The 15372-nt window shown below is 71.3% G+C and carries 14 protein-coding genes; 7 read left to right on the top strand and 7 right to left on the bottom strand.

Annotated features, from left to right (window positions below; genetic code table 11):
• Positions 1-34 precede the first annotated feature (34 nt).
• Entirely contained in the window at positions 35-682 is a 648-nt protein-coding gene (locus ACQPZQ_RS12220; RefSeq protein ID WP_433295099.1) for a TetR/AcrR family transcriptional regulator, read from the top strand.
• Between the two features lie 7 nt (positions 683-689).
• Here ACQPZQ_RS12220 and ACQPZQ_RS12225 read toward each other — a convergent pair whose 3' ends face one another.
• Together ACQPZQ_RS12225 and ACQPZQ_RS12230 are read right to left on the bottom strand one after the other, a co-directional pair.
• Positions 690-1142 carry a hypothetical protein gene (locus ACQPZQ_RS12225; protein WP_433295101.1) on the bottom strand — a complete coding sequence of 151 codons (453 nt, stop codon included), beginning with the start codon at positions 1140-1142 and terminating at the stop codon, positions 690-692.
• 91 nt (positions 1143-1233) lie between these two features.
• The gene (locus ACQPZQ_RS12230) at positions 1234-2439 is read right to left on the bottom strand and encodes a DUF418 domain-containing protein (RefSeq protein WP_433295103.1); all 1206 of its coding nucleotides are present in this window, start codon (positions 2437-2439) and stop codon (positions 1234-1236) included.
• A gap of 163 nt (positions 2440-2602) precedes the next feature.
• Between ACQPZQ_RS12230 and ACQPZQ_RS12235 the strand changes: the two genes are divergently transcribed.
• Positions 2603-3598 (top strand): malate dehydrogenase, encoded by a 996-nt coding sequence (locus tag ACQPZQ_RS12235; RefSeq protein WP_433295105.1) that lies wholly within the window; start codon positions 2603-2605, stop codon positions 3596-3598.
• Between the two features lie 55 nt (positions 3599-3653).
• Here ACQPZQ_RS12235 and ACQPZQ_RS12240 read toward each other — a convergent pair whose 3' ends face one another.
• Entirely contained in the window at positions 3654-4112 is a 459-nt protein-coding gene (locus ACQPZQ_RS12240; protein ID WP_433295107.1) for a nuclear transport factor 2 family protein, read from the bottom strand.
• A gap of 97 nt (positions 4113-4209) precedes the next feature.
• Here ACQPZQ_RS12240 and ACQPZQ_RS12245 point away from each other — a divergent pair, with 97 nt between their 5' ends.
• A complete protein-coding gene (locus tag ACQPZQ_RS12245; protein WP_433295109.1) occupies positions 4210-4806 on the top strand; it encodes a TetR/AcrR family transcriptional regulator in 597 nt (198 codons plus the stop codon).
• Positions 4807-4840: 34 nt separating this feature from the next.
• On the opposite strand, the gene treZ is transcribed toward ACQPZQ_RS12245, so the two are convergent.
• From treZ to ACQPZQ_RS12265, 4 genes are all read right to left on the bottom strand, one after another.
• Positions 4841-6580, bottom strand: coding sequence for a malto-oligosyltrehalose trehalohydrolase (treZ, locus tag ACQPZQ_RS12250; RefSeq protein WP_433295111.1), 1740 nt, complete (start codon positions 6578-6580; stop codon positions 4841-4843).
• A gap of 78 nt (positions 6581-6658) precedes the next feature.
• Positions 6659-9028 carry a malto-oligosyltrehalose synthase gene (gene treY / locus ACQPZQ_RS12255; RefSeq protein ID WP_433295113.1) on the bottom strand — a complete coding sequence of 790 codons (2370 nt, stop codon included), beginning with the start codon at positions 9026-9028 and terminating at the stop codon, positions 6659-6661.
• Complete coding sequence (glgX, locus tag ACQPZQ_RS12260) at positions 9025-11193, bottom strand: glycogen debranching protein GlgX (RefSeq protein ID WP_433295115.1); 2169 nt, start codon at positions 11191-11193, stop codon at positions 9025-9027. The genes treY and glgX overlap by 4 nt, the downstream gene beginning before the upstream one ends.
• Positions 11194-11348: 155 nt before the next feature.
• Complete coding sequence (locus ACQPZQ_RS12265) at positions 11349-11810, bottom strand: PPOX class F420-dependent oxidoreductase (protein ID WP_433295117.1); 462 nt, start codon at positions 11808-11810, stop codon at positions 11349-11351.
• A gap of 46 nt (positions 11811-11856) precedes the next feature.
• On the opposite strand from ACQPZQ_RS12265, the gene ACQPZQ_RS12270 reads away from it, so the two are divergent.
• From ACQPZQ_RS12270 to ACQPZQ_RS12285, 4 genes are all read left to right on the top strand, one after another.
• Complete coding sequence (locus ACQPZQ_RS12270; protein ID WP_241039172.1) at positions 11857-12282, top strand: HIT family protein; 426 nt, start codon at positions 11857-11859, stop codon at positions 12280-12282.
• Positions 12283-12417: 135 nt separating this feature from the next.
• Positions 12418-12771, top strand: a complete 354-nt coding sequence (locus ACQPZQ_RS12275; protein WP_433295119.1) for a histidine phosphatase family protein — start codon at positions 12418-12420, stop codon at positions 12769-12771.
• Between the two features lie 15 nt (positions 12772-12786).
• Entirely contained in the window at positions 12787-13911 is a 1125-nt protein-coding gene (ald, locus tag ACQPZQ_RS12280) for an alanine dehydrogenase (RefSeq protein ID WP_433295121.1), read from the top strand.
• Positions 13912-14086: 175 nt separating this feature from the next.
• On the top strand, positions 14087-15355 hold the full coding sequence (locus ACQPZQ_RS12285; RefSeq protein WP_433295123.1) for an MFS transporter: 1269 nt from the start codon (positions 14087-14089) through the stop codon (positions 15353-15355).
• The last annotated feature ends 17 nt before the right edge of the window (positions 15356-15372 follow it).

Here is a 15372-nt window from a genome sequence, read left to right on the forward strand (position 1 = left end):
GAGTGCAAGTATCAACCCGGTGTACTATCGCCGCGTGGAATCAACGGGTGGGCTGCGGGAGCGCAAGAAGCTCCGCACGCGGCAGGCCATCTCGGAGGCGGCGATCGCGCTCTTCCTGGAGCGCGGCTACGACCAGGTGTCCGTCGCCGACATCGCCGCCGCGGCGGAGGTGTCCAAGCGCACGCTGTTCGCGTACTTCCCCACGAAGGACGACCTGGTCCTGCACCGCATCGCCGACCACGAGATCGAGGCCGCGCGGGTCGTCCGCGGAAGAGGGGATGGTGAGGCACCGCTCGGCGCGCTGCACCGGCACCTGCGAGCCCGCCTTGCGGAGCACGACCCGATCACCGGGCTCTGTGACCATCCCCAGGTCGTTGCGTTCTACCGGCTCGTCATCGGTACGCCGGCGCTGCAGTCTGCGAAGGCGCGCTACGTGACGAGCGGTGAGGCCGCACTGGCAGCCGCCCTCCGGGAGACCACGCCGGGAGAGCGGCGGTTCGCTGAGGTCACAGCACGTCTCGCCGCCGGGCAGATCCTCCTTGTACAGCGAGACCTGGCGGAGACCAACCAGGCCTGCCTCGCCCGCGGCATGAGCGTCGAGGAACGTGAGCCGGACGCACTGGCGGAGGTCGACCACGCCTTCGCGCTGCTCAGCGGCGGGCTCGCCCCCTACCGGGGATGAGCAAGGCTCACCCTCCTACCAGCGTGGCCAGCGCGCGCAGCACCCAGAAGAAGGGCGCGGCGGTCACCACCAGCATCCAGAACGCCCATCCCCGGTGACGGGCGATCAGCCACACCGCCAGCGCGGCCAGCACGGTGGGGACGACCAGTGCACCGAGGAGTCGGGCAACGTCCGAGCCCGCGGGAGGCGCCCCGGCGACGATCAGAACCAGCACGACGTTGACCGCGGCCCAGATCGCCGCTGCTCCGAGCGCCGTCAGGAACTTCGTGCCGGACGCAGGCCGTCCGACCGGGGGCGGCGGGGGCTCCGGCGCCGCGGGGTAGGGCGGGGCGCCCGGCATGGGGGCGTGCGGCGGCAGGTCGTCCCGGTAGGGCGAGTAGCCCGGGGCACCCATCCACGACGGGGGACGATCGGACCCGTCGCCGCCGGAGGGTTCGGACGACGGCTGAGCGCGGCTCACCGGAGAGACGGTATCCCGTAGACGTGTCGTGAGATGGACAGGAGCGCTGGTTGATCACGAACCGGCCGCGCTCACGTCCGTCTCACGACGCTCACGCCGGCTGGGGAGTGCGGCGCGGGCCGTAGGTCAGCCTGCGCAGCAGGATCTCCGCAGGCCCGCGGTAGCCGGCACGCTCCGACGCGTCAGCAACCAGAAGGATCACCAGCCACGTCCCGATCGCGAGAAGCGCGGTCTGCCACAGGTGGGCGTCGTTGCCGAGACCGAGCGTCCAGGCCGGCAGCAGCGCCACGAACGCGACGGACTGGGCGAGGTAGCACGAGAGCGACCGCTGCCCGCAGGCCTGCAGGGCGTGGGCGACCGGTCCGGGGCCACCACGCTGCGCGAGCCGGATCGCGAGAAGCCCGAAGGCTGCCGCGTACCCGATCCCGCCCGCGTAACCGCCGACGGTGTGCAGCGCCCCGGCGAGCACGATGAGGCCGATCGGCGGTGCGGTCCACAGCTCCGCGGCCATCAGGGCCATGGGCAGCCCCAGCACCACCGCTGCCGCGATCCCGGCCACGGCCAGGCGCACCAGGAGTGGGCGGTGCCGCTCCGGCTCGTCGAGCAGCCGCCGCCGGGCGGCCCAGGCGCCCAACGCCACCGCAGCGAACACGCCGATGGACTGGAACAGCAGGCCGATTCCGAGCCACTCCACGGACCGGACAGCCATGGCGGCAAGGGGGTTCTCGATGGACATCGAGGGCAGGAAGGAGTTCTGTTCGCCGGGCATTGGGACCCCGCTCCCCGCGTTCAGCAGCGTCACCACGACGACGCCGACGATGGCGGTGGTGATCAGCGCGCGATCGGTGCCGCGCACGAGCATGCCGGCCATCAGCACGGCCAGCAGCCCGTAACAGCCGATGATGTCGCCGGGCCAGAGCAACACACCGTGGGCCAGGCCGATGACGATCATCCAGGCGCCGCGCCGCCGCACGAGCTTCGTGACGGCGGGCGCCGGCAGGCCCACCGCACTGCGCCGCCACGCGAGTTGCACGATCCCGTAGCCGAAGAGCAGTCCGAAGAGCGGATAGGCCCGCCCGTCGACGAGGGTCATCTGAAGCAGGGCAACGGCCTGGTCGGCGCTGTCGAGGGCCGTCGGGTAGCCCCGGGGACCGAGCGGGTGCCCGTAGACGTAGACGTGCACGTTGGCGAGCGCGATGAGCAGGAGCATGCCGCCGCGCGCCAGGTCCGGGGCGAGAGAGCGTGCGATGGTGGGGGTGGCGCCGGGGTCGGTGGGTGAGGACGCGGCGGCGGTCATGCGAAAAGGATAATGAGGACGGAACGGTCCGCGGATCCATCGGATGACCGATCTGGATCCGTTTCCTTTGCGCCGGCGGAAGTCGTTGTGCCGCTGCCCACTCCGGGCCCGGAACGTGCTCCCCATGACGGCGACGGGCGGGTCGGAGGGCTAGCCTGCCTGCGTGTCTTCGTCGACCTCGTCACCTGTCACCGTCACTGTCACCGGAGCCGCAGGCCAGATCGGCTACGCGCTGCTCTTCCGGATCGCCTCCGGGCAGCTTCTCGGGCCGGACAAGCCCGTTCGGCTGCGCCTGCTGGAGATCCCGCAGGCGGTCAAGGCCGCCGAGGGCACCGCGATGGAACTCGACGACTGTGCGTTCCCGCTGCTCACAGGCATCGACATCACCGACGACCCCACCGCGGCCTTCGACGGTGTGAACATCGCGCTGCTGGTGGGTGCCCGCCCGCGCACGAAGGGCATGGAGCGCGGCGACCTTCTCGAGGCCAACGGCGGGATCTTCGCGCCGCAGGGCCGGGCCATCAACGCCGGCGCCGCCGACGACGTGCGCGTGCTCGTGGTCGGCAACCCGGCCAACACCAACGCCCTCATCGCCCAGGCCGCCGCCCCCGACGTGCCTGCCGAGCGTTTCAGCGCCATGACCCGCCTCGACCACAACCGTGCCGTCGCGCAGCTCGCGAAGAAGCTGTCGGTGTCGGTCGAGGACATCGTCAAGCTGACGATCTGGGGCAACCACTCGGCCACCCAGTACCCGGACCTCTACCACGCCGAGGTCAACGGCAAGATCGCCGCCGAGCAGGTGGACGACGCCTGGCTGCGCGACGACTTCATTCCCACCGTCGCCAAGCGCGGCGCGGCGATCATCGAGGCCCGCGGTGCATCCTCGGCCGCATCGGCTGCCAACGCGGCCATCGACCATGTCTACGACTGGGTCAACGGCACCGTGGAGGGCGACTGGACCTCGGCGGCGATCCCGTCGGACGGCTCCTACGGCGTGGCCGAGGGGATCATCTCGTCCTTCCCGGTGACCGCGAAGAACGGCGCTTGGGAGATCGTGCAGGGGCTCGAGATCAACGAGTTCTCCCGCGGCCGGATCGACGCCTCCGTGGCCGAGCTGGTGGAGGAGCGCGACGCCGTGAAGAAGCTCGGGCTCATCTGACGGTGGCGTGACGTCGGTGGGCGGTCCCCCGACGGCACCGCCCACCGACGGTGGGTCACCACAAGGGGAACGGTACCCCGCGCTCGTCCTCCGGGCGCGGTCCGAAGATTCGGCGCTCCGACTCGTCGATCGGGCGGTCGTTGATGCTCGCCTCGCGGCGGCGCATCAGACCGTCGTCGGTGAACTCCCAGAGCTCGTTGCCGTAGCTGCGGAACCACTGGCCGGACGCGTCGTGGCTCTCGTACTGGAACCGCACGGCGATCCGGTTGCCGGTGAACGACCACAGCTCCTTGCGCAGGGCGTAGTCGAGCTCGCGCTTCCATTTCTCTGTGAGGAACGCGACGATCTCGTCCCGCCCCGTGACGTGCTGGTCGCGGTTACGCCACTCCGAGTCCTCGGTGTAGGCGAGCGAGACCTTCTCGGGGTCGCAGGTGTTCCAGGCGTCCTCGGCGGCCTGCACCTTCTTGGCGGCAGTCTCGGCGTCGAACGGAGGGAAGGGTGGGCGACCGGTCATGGCTCAACACTCCTCGCTTCCGGGGGCGAGAACGCTCGTTCCCGCTCGGTGCGAGTAGCTTAGAGAACGCACGTTCTCGAAGTGGAGGGGGAGTGGCGTGGGTCGCACTGACGCCGAACGACTGCTAGAGGCGGCCGAGGCCCTGTACTACGCCCGCGGCATCCGGGCCGTCGGCATCGACGAGGTCCGCACCGCCGCAGGTGTCTCGCTCAAGCGGATCTACCAGCTCTATCCGTCCAAGGAGCACCTGGTCGCGGCCTATCTCGACGCGCGCGACGAACGGTGGCGCGGCTGGCTCGCCGACCATGTCGCCCGCCACGGCGGGAGCCCCCGGGAGCGGATGCTCGCCGTCTTCGACTGGCTGGGTCTCTGGTTCGCCGAGCCGGACTTCCGGGGCTGCGCCTTCGTCAACGCCTTCGGCGAGATGGGCGGAAGCGCGCCACTGGTCCTCGCGGCCGTACGCCGGCACAAGGAGCTATTCCGGGAGTACCTGCTGGGCCTCGCGCGCGATCTCGACGTCCCCGACCCCACGGGCGTCGGCGAGCACCTGCTGCTCCTGGCAGAAGGGGCCATGACGGCTGCGGCGGTGCTGCCGGAGCCACGAGCGGCACAGCAGGCTCAGCGGGCAGCGGCGGCGCTGCTCGACGCCGCCACTGCGGGCGAGCCGCCGCGCAGCGTCGAGGCCGCTGTCTGACGAGTGGTGTGTCCGGGCGCGATCAACGCACGGGTCAGGCGAGCTGCACGATCGCGAACGACTCCGGCGGCAGACTGACGGTGTCGGCCTCACCCTCCACCGGCTCCGAGGCCAGCAGGATCCGCGCGAGGGGGGCGCCGAGCGCGATCGTGACCACGTCGCTGCCGAGGTTGCACGCCACCCGCAGCCGCCCGCGGTGCAGCACGACGGTGCGCACCTCCTCGTCGACGTCCACCTCCACGTCGTCCAGCCACGGGTCGGAGAGCTCCGGCCACGCCTTGCGCAGCGCGATCAGCTCCTTGTACACCCGCAGCAGCGTGGCGTGCGGTTCGAGCGTGGCCTCGTCCCACTCCAGCTTGGAGTCGAGGAAGGTGCTCTCCGCGTTGGGGTCGGGTACCTCGACGTCGCCCCAGCCGTGCTCGGCGAACTCGGCGGTGCGGCCGTTGCGCACCGCTTCTCGCAGCGCCGGGTCGGGGAAGTAGGAGAAGAACTGCCAGGGCGTCCGTGCTCCCCACTCCTCGCCCATGAACAGCATCGGGGTGAACGGCGAGCCGAACACCAGCGCTGCACCGCAGGCGAGCAGACCGGGGGAGAGCGTCTGGGTGAGCCGGTCGCCCGTGGCGCGGTTGCCGATCTGGTCGTGGTTCTGCAGGTACGCGACGAAGCGGTGGCCGGGGATGCGCCGGGTGTCGACGCCGGCGCCGTGGCGGCGCTGCCGGAAGCTCGACCACGTGCCCTCGTGGAGGAAGGCCCGGGTGAACACGTGTGCCAGGCCGGTGAGCCCGGCCGCGGCGAAATCGGCGTAGTAGCCCTGCGACTCGCCGGTGAGCGCGGTGTGGAGGCTGTGGTGGATGTCGTCGGTCCACTGCCCGTGCAGGCCGTAGCCGCCTGCCTCCCGCGCGGTGATCAGCCGCGGGTCGTTGAGGTCGGACTCGGCTATCAGCGACAGCGGCCTGCCCACGTGGGTGGAGAGCGCCTCCACCTCGGCCGCGAGCTGCTCGAGCACGTGCGTGGCGCGCGTGTCGCGCAGCGCGTGGACGGCGTCGAGACGCAGCCCGTCGACGTGGAAGTCACGCAGCCACATCAGTGCGTTGTCGATCACGTACCGGCGCACCGGCTCCGAATGCGGACCGTCGAGGTTCAGCGACGGGCCCCAGAGGTTGCTGCCGGCGAAGTACGGGCCGAACCGGTCGAGATACGCCCCGGACGGGCCGAGGTGGTTGTAGACGGCGTCGAGCACCACGCCCAGCCCACGGGCGTGGCAGGCGTCGACGAACCGCTTGAAGGCGTCCGGGCCGCCGTAGTTCTCGGTGACGGCGTACCAACCGACGCCGTCGTAGCCCCAGTTGCGCGGGCCGTCGACCGCGTTGACCGGCAGTACCTCCACGAGGTCGACGCCCAGCTCGACGAGGTGGTCGAGCCGCTCGACCGCAGCGTCGAACGAGCCGTGCGGGGTGAACGTGCCGATGTGCAGCTCGTAGATCACGCTGCCGGCCAGCTGGCGGCCGGTCCAGTCGTGGTCGGTCCAGTAGAACGCCGAGTCGTCGTACACGCGGGACGCGCCGTGGACCCCGTCGGGCTGCCAGCGCGAACGCGGATCGGGCAGCGGCGTCTCGTCGTCGTCGAGCAGGAAGGCGTAGGCGCTGCCCGGGCTCGCGTCCTCGACGGTGGCGCGCCACCACCAGGCCCCGTCGACGGCCATCGGGTGCACGGTGCCGTCGACCAGCACTCTGACCTGGGCACACTGCGGTGCCCATACGGCGAAATCGGTCACGCCGCATGATCCTTCCCGGCGCCGTGGCGCCTCGCCCGGTCCAGGGGTGTGACGTATCGCATCGTGATCAACGGGCCGCTATGCCGGCCGCACGAGCAGCGCGACCGGGTACCGCTCCAGCACCCGCGCCAGTGACGGCGCGGAGCCGGCGACGGCGGCTCCCGTGATCACGTCGTGCCAGTCGGTGGCGCCCTCCGGGAGCGGGAGGACGGTGTCCTCCCAGCCGCCGCGCTCCGCGAGCCCCAATGGGAGCCGCGTGGCGACAGCCACCAGCGACGCGGAGCGGGCGAACGCGATTGCGTGATGGGCGGCCGGCCCCTCGGCATGCAGCGGGCGGTACCCGGTGAACACCTCCGGCCGGAAGCGGCGCAGCCGCAGCGCGCTCGCCGTGACCAGCAACTTCGCCGCCCCCGACACGTCGACGTCCGGCAGCCAGCCCTCGTCCAGACGGGCGAGGAGCTCCCGGCGCTGTGCCCAGTCGACCGGCCGGCGGTTGTCGGGGTCGACCAGCGAGTACTCGAACAGCTCGGTGCCCTGGTAGACGTCGGGCACGCCCGGCCCCGCGATCTGCAGCAGCTTCTGGCCCAGCGAGTTCGACCAGCCGGGCGCGGAGATCCGCGCGACGAACTCCTCGATCTCGGCCACCACGTCGGCGTCCGCCAGCACCTGCGCGGGCCAGGCCGCGATCGCCTCGTCCACCTCCGCGACCGCGTCGACGTGGCTGGTGACGAGCTTGGCCTCCTTCGAGGCCTTGGTGAGATAGCTCGCGAACCGCTCGGGGGAGATCGGCCAGGCGCCGACGAGGTTCTGCCAGGCGAGCAGCTCGAACGACCGGTCGGGCAGCGGGTGCGCGGCGGCCCAGCGGCGCATCCGCTCGATCCACTCACCGGGGATCTCCGCGATCACCGCGAGCCGGGCCCGTACGTCCTCGGAGCGCTTGGTGTCGTGGGTGGACAGGGTGGTCATCGTGGCAGGCCAGGAGGCCTCCCTGGCCGCCATGGCGGTGTGGAACTCGTCGGCCGACACGCCGAAGCGGGACGGGTCGCCGCCCACCTCGTTGAGCGCGACGAACCGGTTCCAGCGGTAGAACGTGGTGTCCTCCACGCCCTTGGCCATCACCATGCCCGACGTCTGCTGCACCCGGGTGGCGAGCAGGCCGTGCGGCTCGGCGAGCATCGCCGAGCGGATGGTGCTCAGCACGTCGGCGAGGTCGGGCCGGTGGGTGCGGGCCACCGAGACCGCGATCTCGAGCGCGGAGCGGCCCTCGGGCAGGTAGCTGCGATACACCGGGAAGCCGCAGAGCAGTTCGGCCACGGCGGCGCGCACGCGCTCGGCCGCCTCTCCGGGCTCCTCCTCGGTGGCCGGCGCCGTCTCGGGCACGGGCACCGACGAGGCGATACGGCGCACCTCCGCCGCGAGGATCGTGTCGGCCACCTGGCGGCGCGCCGTGTGCTCCGCCGCGTGCAGCGACTCCTTGCGGCCCACGTGCTCGGCGGCGAACTGGGTGAGCAGCCCGGCCCCGGACGCATCGACGAGCACGCCCTGGATCTCGCGCAACGCCTCGTAGCCCGAGGTGCCGTTCACGGGCCACGACGGAGGCAGCTCCTCGCCGACACCGAGGATCTTCTCGACGAGAAGCCACCGGCGCGGCCCGATCGCCGCTCGCAGCCGCCGGACGTAGCCGCCGGGGTCGGACAGTCCGTCCGGGTGGTCGACCCGGATGCCGTCGACCTCTCCGGCGTGCACCCAGCGCAGGATCTCCCGGTGTGTGTCCTCGAAGATCTCCGGGATCTCGACGCGCACGGCGGCGAGGGTGGAGACGTCGAAGAACCGGCGGTAGGTGAGCTCCGCCGCGCCGCGCTTCCAGGACACGAGCCGGTAGTGCTGGCGCTCGTGGACCTCCTGCGGCGCGCCGGTGTCGCCCGTGCCGGGTGCCACCGGGAACGCGTGCTCGTAGTAGCGCAGCTCCGAGCGGTCATCGGACAACGACAGCTCCGAGAGCGCCTTCTCCTCGTCGGCGTCGAGGATCGGCAGGAGCACCGGCCCGGCATCCCAGTCGATGTCGAAGTGGCCGGCGTAGCGGGACGCGCGGCCGTGCGTGAGGACGTCCCACCACCAGGGGTTGGCCTTCGCGACATCGACGCCGAGGTGGTTGGGCACGATGTCCAGGACGAACTGCAGGCCCCGCTCCCGTACCGCCGCCACGAGCGCGCGGCGGCCCTCCTCGCCGCCCCGCTCCTGCGAGACCCGCGTGGGGTCGACCACGTCGTACCCGTGGTTGGAGCCCGCCCCGGACTCGAGCAGCGGCGAGGCGTAGAGCCCGCCGACGCCGAGCGCCTCGAGGTAGGGCAGCAGCTCCACGGCGTCGCTGAAGGTGGTGTCCTTGGAGAACTGCAGCCGGTAGGTGGCCGAGGGAACGGTCGGTAAAGGCACAGCCGGGCCCGTCATGCGCGTGCGTGCTCCGTCCGCTGCAGGACCAGAACCGACCGGGCAGGCACCGTGAGCACCGCCCCGCCATCGACCGTGCGCGGATCGGCCGCCACGATGCCGGGAGCGGTGGACAGGGTGGTGACCTCGCCTTCGGCCGTGTCGACCACGACCGCCCAGCGCGAGCCGTACTCGGGGCCCGGCAGGGTGGCGTCGATGTCCTCGTGGTGTGCGTTGAGGCAGAGCAGGAACGAGTCGTCGGTGACCCGGTTGCCGCGCGTGTCCACCTCGGTGATGCCGTCGCCGTTGAGGAACGCGGTGACGCACTTGCCGAAGCCGGAGTCCCAGTCCTGGTCGGTCATCTCCTCACCGGCCGGGGTGAACCAGGCGATGTCCTGCAGCGCGTCGCCACCGCGGCGCCGGGGCCGGATCGGCCTGCCGTCGAAGAATCGACGCCGCCGGAACACCGGGTGGGCTGTGCGCAGCGCCACGACGCCCGCGGTGAAGTGGAGCAGGGGCGCGTTCTTCGTGGCCAGCGACCAGTCGACCCACGAGACGGGTCCGTCCTGGCAGTAGACGTTGTTGTTGCCTGCCTGGCTACGGCCGAGCTCGTCGCCGTGCAGCAGCATCGGGACGCCCTGGCTCAGCATCAGCGTGGTGAGGAAGTTGCGCTGCTGGCGGGCGCGCAGGTCGAGCACCGCGGCGTCGTCGGTGGGGCCTTCCACCCCGCAGTTCCAGGAACGGTTGTGGCTCTCGCCGTCGTTGCCGCCCTCGAGGTTGGCCTCGTTGTGCTTCCCGTTGTAGGAGACCAGGTCGGCGAGCGTGAAGCCGTCGTGCGCCGTGACGAAGTTGATCGACGCGTACGGGCGCCGGCCGTCGTCCTTGTACAGGTCGGAGCTGCCGGTGAGCCGGGAGGCGAACTCGCCGATGGTGCCCGGCTCGCCGCGCCAGAAGTCGCGCACGGTGTCGCGGAACTTGCCGTTCCACTCCGTCCACAGCGGCGGGAAGTTGCCCACCTGGTAGCCGCCGGGGCCGACGTCCCACGGCTCCGCGATGAGCTTGGCCTGGCTGATCACCGGGTCCTGCTGCACGAGGTCGAAGAACACCGACAGCCGGTCGACGTCGTAGAACTCGCGGGCGAGGGTGGAGGCGAGGTCGAAGCGGAAGCCGTCGACGTGCATCTCGGTGACCCAGTACCGCAGCGAGTCCATGATCAGCTGCAGCGTGTGCGGGCTGCGGACATTCAGCGAGTTGCCGGTGCCGGTGTAGTCCATGTAGTACCGCGGGTCGTCGTCGACCAGCCGGTAGTAGGCGCTGTTGTCGATGCCGCGCAGCGAGAGCGTGGGGCCCATGTGGTTGCCCTCGGCCGTGTGGTTGTAGACCACGTCGAGGATCACCTCGATGCCGGCGTCGTGCAGGTCGCGCACCATCGCCTTGAACTCCTGCACCTGGTTGCCGGGGCGCGGGCCCGGCATCGCGTAGGCGTGGTGCGGGGCGAGGTAGGCGATGGTGTTGTAGCCCCAGTAGTTGCAGAGGCCCTTCTCCTGCAGGTGGTGGTCGTTGAGGAACTCGTGCACGGGCATGAGCTCCACGGCCGTGACGCCGAGGTTCTTGAGGTGGTCGATCATCACCGGGTGGGCGAGCCCGGTGTAGGTGCCGCGCAGGTCCTCCGGGATCTCCGGGTGCGCGATGGTGAGGCCCTTGACGTGGGCCTCGTAGATCACCGTCTCGTGGTAGGGGATGCGCGGCGAGCGGTCGGTGCCCCAGTCGAAGAACGGGTTGACCACCACCGACTTGGGCACGAACGGCGCCGAGTCGGTGTCGCTGCGGGCGTCGGGATCGCCGAAGGGGTAGCCGAACACCGCCTCGTCCCACTGGACCGGGCCGTCGAGCGCCTTGGCGTAGGGGTCGATGAGCAGCTTGTTGGGGTTGCACCGCAGGCCCTTCGCAGGGTCGTACGGGCCGTGCACGCGGTAGCCGTAGCGCTGCCCGGGCTCGACGTTCGGTAGATAGCCGTGGTGGACGAAGCCGTCGACCTCGACGAGCGAGATCCGCTCCTCCTCACCGTCGGGCGTGAAGAGGCAGAGCTCCACTCGCTCAGCGACCTCCGAGAAGATCGCGAAATTCGTGCCCGCGCCGTCGTAGCTGGCGCCCAGCGGGTAGGCGTGACCTGGCCACGGCCGCATCAAGTTCCTCCGGTGTTGTCAATCAGCGATCGGCCACGGCCGTCGTACTCGATCTTCAGGCGCGTCGGAGCGGCGACGCTCCGTCCGTGTGAGGCTACCGGGGTGAGTGGAGATTCCGCCGGATGCAGCGGCGCACCGGGCGTTGGTGCGGGGTGTCAGGCCAGGTGAGCGGGGAATCCGCCGGTGGCCACCGGGCTCCACCTGGTGGGCGTGATCCGGATCAGGGCCTTGCCCTGAGTAGTCATCGCGGCGCGGTACTCGTCCCAGTCCGGGTGCTCGCCGGAGATCGAACGGAAGTAGTCGACGAGCGGTTCGAGCGCATCGGGGAGGGTGAGCAGCTCGGCATCCCCGTCGACCTGAACCCACGGGCCGTTGAAGTCCTCGGAGAGCACCACCACGGCGGCCTTGCCGTGCCGGGCGACGTTGATCGCCTTCGCCCGTTCGGGGTAGGTGGAGATGACGATCCGGCCCTCGGCGTCGACGCCGGAGGTGACCGGCGAGCCCTGCCAGCTGCCGTCGTTGCGTGGTGTCAGGAGGATCACGTGGTGGCGTGGCCGGAGGAACGCGACGAGCTCGTCGCGGTCGACCTCGGTGTTGGTAGCGATGGTCCTGGCCATCCTCCGAGCCTAGAAGACGCCCATCGAGCCGCTAGGGTCACGTCTGATGGCCACTCTCTTCACGAAGATCATCAACGGCGAGCTGCCCGCGCGTTTCGTCTGGTCGGACGAGCGTGCCGTCGGCTTCCTGTCGATCAATCCTCTCGGACCCGGGCACACGCTCGTCGTGCCGCGCGAGGAGGTCGACCACTGGATCGACGCCGGTCCCGACCTGCTCGCCCACCTGACGAGCGTGTCCCACACCATCGGCGCCGCCGTGCAGGAGCTGTGGGAGCCGCCGCGCGTCGGGCTGCTCGTCGCCGGCTTCGAGGTGCCCCACCTGCACCTGCACGTGTTCCCGGCCTGGGACATGGCGGCCTTCGACTTCGCCAACGCGGCGAAGTCGGTCGACGCCGCGGAGCAGGACGCCCACGCGGAGAAGCTGCGCGTCGCCCTGCGCGCCGCAGGCCACGCCGCGCACGTCCCGGACTGACCACGGTGCAGCTCATGCTCGTCCGGCATGCGCTGCCGGAACGCATCCACGCCTCCGATGCGGCGCACGCCGACCGGGCGGGCGGTCCCGCCGACCCCGGGCTGACGGAGCTCGGACGCCGACTCCGAGCACTACGTGCCCGTCCATGAGATGGCCCGGCTCGACCCCGCCGCGTGGCAGCGCATGCTCGCCGGACTCCTGCCCGAGCACGTCGACGTCCCGGCGTTCACCGCGCGGGTCGACGGCGCTCTCGAACAGATCATCGCGGCTCATCCCGGCCGGTCGAGCGCAGTGGTGATCGCCCACGCCGGGGTGGTGAACACCTGGCTCGCCCACCTGCTCGGCCTCGCCCGCCCGCTGACCTTCCCACTGGACTACACGGGGATCACCCGCGTCATCGCCGGTCGTGACGGGCGCCGGGTGGTCCGGACGGTGAACGAGATCGCCCACGTGAGCGACCTTCTCACCATGACGGCGGGCGTCGACTAGGGCAGGATCGGCCAGGTGCTGGTTGGAGTCCCGCGCGAGCTCAAGAACCACGAGTACCGGGTGGCGATCACCCCGGCCGGCGTGCGTGAGCTCACGGGCCGAGGCCACGAGGTGCTCATCGAACGTGACGCCGGAGTGGGTGCGGGCCTGCCCGACGCCGACTTCGTCGCGGCCGGGGCGCGCACCAGCGCCGACCCCGACGAGGTCTGGAGCGTGGCCGAGCTCGTCCTGAAGGTCAAGGAACCGATCCCGCAGGAGTACCACCGGCTGCGCCCGGGCCAGGTCCTCTTCACCTACCTGCACCTGGCCGCGTCGAAGGAGTGCACCGACGCCCTGGTCACCGCGGGTGCCACGGCCATCGCCTACGAAACCGTCCGGCTCGCCGACGGCTCGCTGCCGCTGCTCGCGCCGATGAGCGAGGTGGCAGGCCGGATGGCCCCCCAGGTCGGTGCGCACTATCTGCAGCGGACCGCCGGTGGGCGGGGCGTGCTGCTCGGCGGGGTGTCCGGCGTGCCCGCCGGGAAGGTGGCCGTCATCGGGTCCGGTGTCTCGGGCATGAACGCCGCCAGCATCGCGGTGGGGATGCAGGCCGAGGTGAGGGTGCTCGACACGAACATCAACCGGCTGCGCCAGATCGACTTCAGCTACCGGGGGCACCTGCAGACGATCACCAGCAACGCCTACGAGATCGAGCGCGCGTGCCTCTGGGCCGACCTCGTCATCGGGGCCGTACTGGTGCCCGGGGCGAAGGCGCCGAAGCTGGTGTCGAACGACCTCGTGGCGAGGATGCGGCCGGGGTCGGTGCTCGTGGACATCGCGATCGACCAGGGCGGCTGCTTCGAGGGCTCCCAGCCGACCACCCACGACGACCCGGTGTTCCCCGTGCACGACTCGATCTTCTACTGCGTGGCGAACATGCCCGGTGCGGTGCCGAACACGTCCACTCGCGCGCTCACCAACGCCACGCTGCCCTACGTGCTCGCCCTTGCCGACCGCGGGCCCGCGGGCGCCGTGGCTGCCGACCCCGCCCTCGCGGCCGGCGTCAATGTCGCTGCCGGGCAGATCGTGCAGCCCGAGGTGGCCGCCGCCCACGGAATGGCGGCCGTGCCGTTGAGTGACGCTCTGCCTGACCTGCGCTGACGCCGCCCGAGGGCCGGCCCGCCCCATCCGTCGCGGATCCGTTCCGTGCCGCAGGGCCGGGTGGTTCCGGTCCGGAAGCGTTCATGTGCCGTCCTGACCGGATGCGTTGGTTCGCCTACCCTCCGTTGAGCCGGCCCACGAGGCGGCCTGGCGCACTCGAGGGGAGAACGTCCGGATGGCGGGTGCAGAGCTGCGCGCGGTGTTCCGCATACGGGAGTTCCAGATCGTCTGGGCCGCGGAGCTGTTCTCGATCGCGGGCGACCAGTTGGCGCGTGTCGCGCTGGCGGTCCTGGTCTACGGCCGCACCGGCTCTGCGGCGTGGGCGGCCGCGACCTATGCCCTCACATTCCTGCCGGCACTGCTCGGCGGGGTGCTGCTGTCGGGCCTCGCCGACCGGTACCGCCGTCGCGAGGTCATGATCGCCGCGGACGTGGTGCGCGCCGTGTTCGTCGCCGCCATGGCGATCCCGGACCTACCGCTGTGGGCGCTCTGCATGCTCCTCGTCGTGGTGGTGTTGCTCGGCGCCCCGCACACCGCTGCCCAGGGCGCGCTCCTCCCCGAGATCCTGCGCGGCGAGCTCTACGAGCGCGGGCTCGCCGTTCGCCAGATCACGAGCCAGACCGCGCAGCTGGCCGGGTTCGCGAGCGGTGGCGTGCTCGTGGCCGCCATCAGCCCGTCCATGGCGCTCCTGGGCAACGCCGTGTCGTTCGCCTTGTCGGCTGTGCTGGTCCGGGCGGGACTGCGCGACCGGCCGGTGCCCGCCACGGACGGGGACGACCGCGGCGACGCGACCGTCGCAGCCGACGCCCCCGCCGCGGGGCTGGGCGGCGTGGTCGCCGCACTCACCGAGATCGCCGCCGACCCACGGCGGCGCGCGCTCGTGCTCCTTGCGTGGCTCGTCGGCTGGTACGTCGTGCCTGAGGCGCTCGCGGCGCCCTACGCCGACCAGGTCGGTGCGGGCCCCACGGTCGTCGGGTTCCTGATGGCGGCCGACCCGCTGGGGAGCGTGGTCGGCGCCTGGCTCTTCGTGCGGTTCGTTCCAAGCGTGATCCGGGCTCGGCTCGTGGGGGTGCTCGCCGCCGGCGCAGGCGTTCCGTTGGTGTTCTGCTTGTTCCGCCCGCCGGTCCCGCTCACTCTGCTGCTGTGGGCGGTGTCGGGGATGTTGTCCACCGCCTACCTCCTGCAGACCCAAGCGAGCTTCGTGCGGGCCACGCCTGCGGCGGGCCGCGGCCGGGCGATCGGGGTCGCCGCGTCCGGGATCATCGCGGCCCAGGGGGTGGCCGTCCTCATCGGTGGGGTGCTGGCCGACCACTGGGATCCGGCGACTGCTATCGCGGTCGCCGGAGCGGTGGGAGTGCTCCTGTCGTCCGGGGTCGCGGTGGCGTGGCACCGCGCCAACCGGAGCAGCGAGCCTGTCGCTACGACAGTGCTGGCGAGCGGCTGATCCCGGCCTTGCCCGCA

It is taken from the genome of Pseudonocardia sp. CA-142604 (genome assembly GCF_050948475.1).
GTDB lineage: Bacteria > Actinomycetota > Actinomycetes > Mycobacteriales > Pseudonocardiaceae > Pseudonocardia > Pseudonocardia alaniniphila.

Bases quoted from the DNA above. Each gene is read 5' to 3' on its own strand.
- ACQPZQ_RS12230 (WP_433295103.1), bottom strand. From the start codon at position 2,439: ATGACCGCCGCCGCGTCCTCACCCACCGACCCCGGCGCCACCCCCACC.
- ACQPZQ_RS12240 (WP_433295107.1), bottom strand. From the start codon at position 4,112: ATGACCGGTCGCCCACCCTTCCCTCCGTTCGACGCCGAGACTGCCGCC.
- treY (WP_433295113.1), bottom strand. From the start codon at position 9,028: ATGACGGGCCCGGCTGTGCCTTTACCGACCGTTCCCTCGGCCACCTAC.
- glgX (WP_433295115.1), bottom strand. From the start codon at position 11,193: ATGCGGCCGTGGCCAGGTCACGCCTACCCGCTGGGCGCCAGCTACGAC.
- ACQPZQ_RS12265 (WP_433295117.1), bottom strand. From the start codon at position 11,810: ATGGCCAGGACCATCGCTACCAACACCGAGGTCGACCGCGACGAGCTC.
- ACQPZQ_RS12270 (WP_241039172.1), top strand. From the start codon at position 11,857: ATGGCCACTCTCTTCACGAAGATCATCAACGGCGAGCTGCCCGCGCGT.
- ACQPZQ_RS12285 (WP_433295123.1), top strand. From the start codon at position 14,087: ATGGCGGGTGCAGAGCTGCGCGCGGTGTTCCGCATACGGGAGTTCCAG.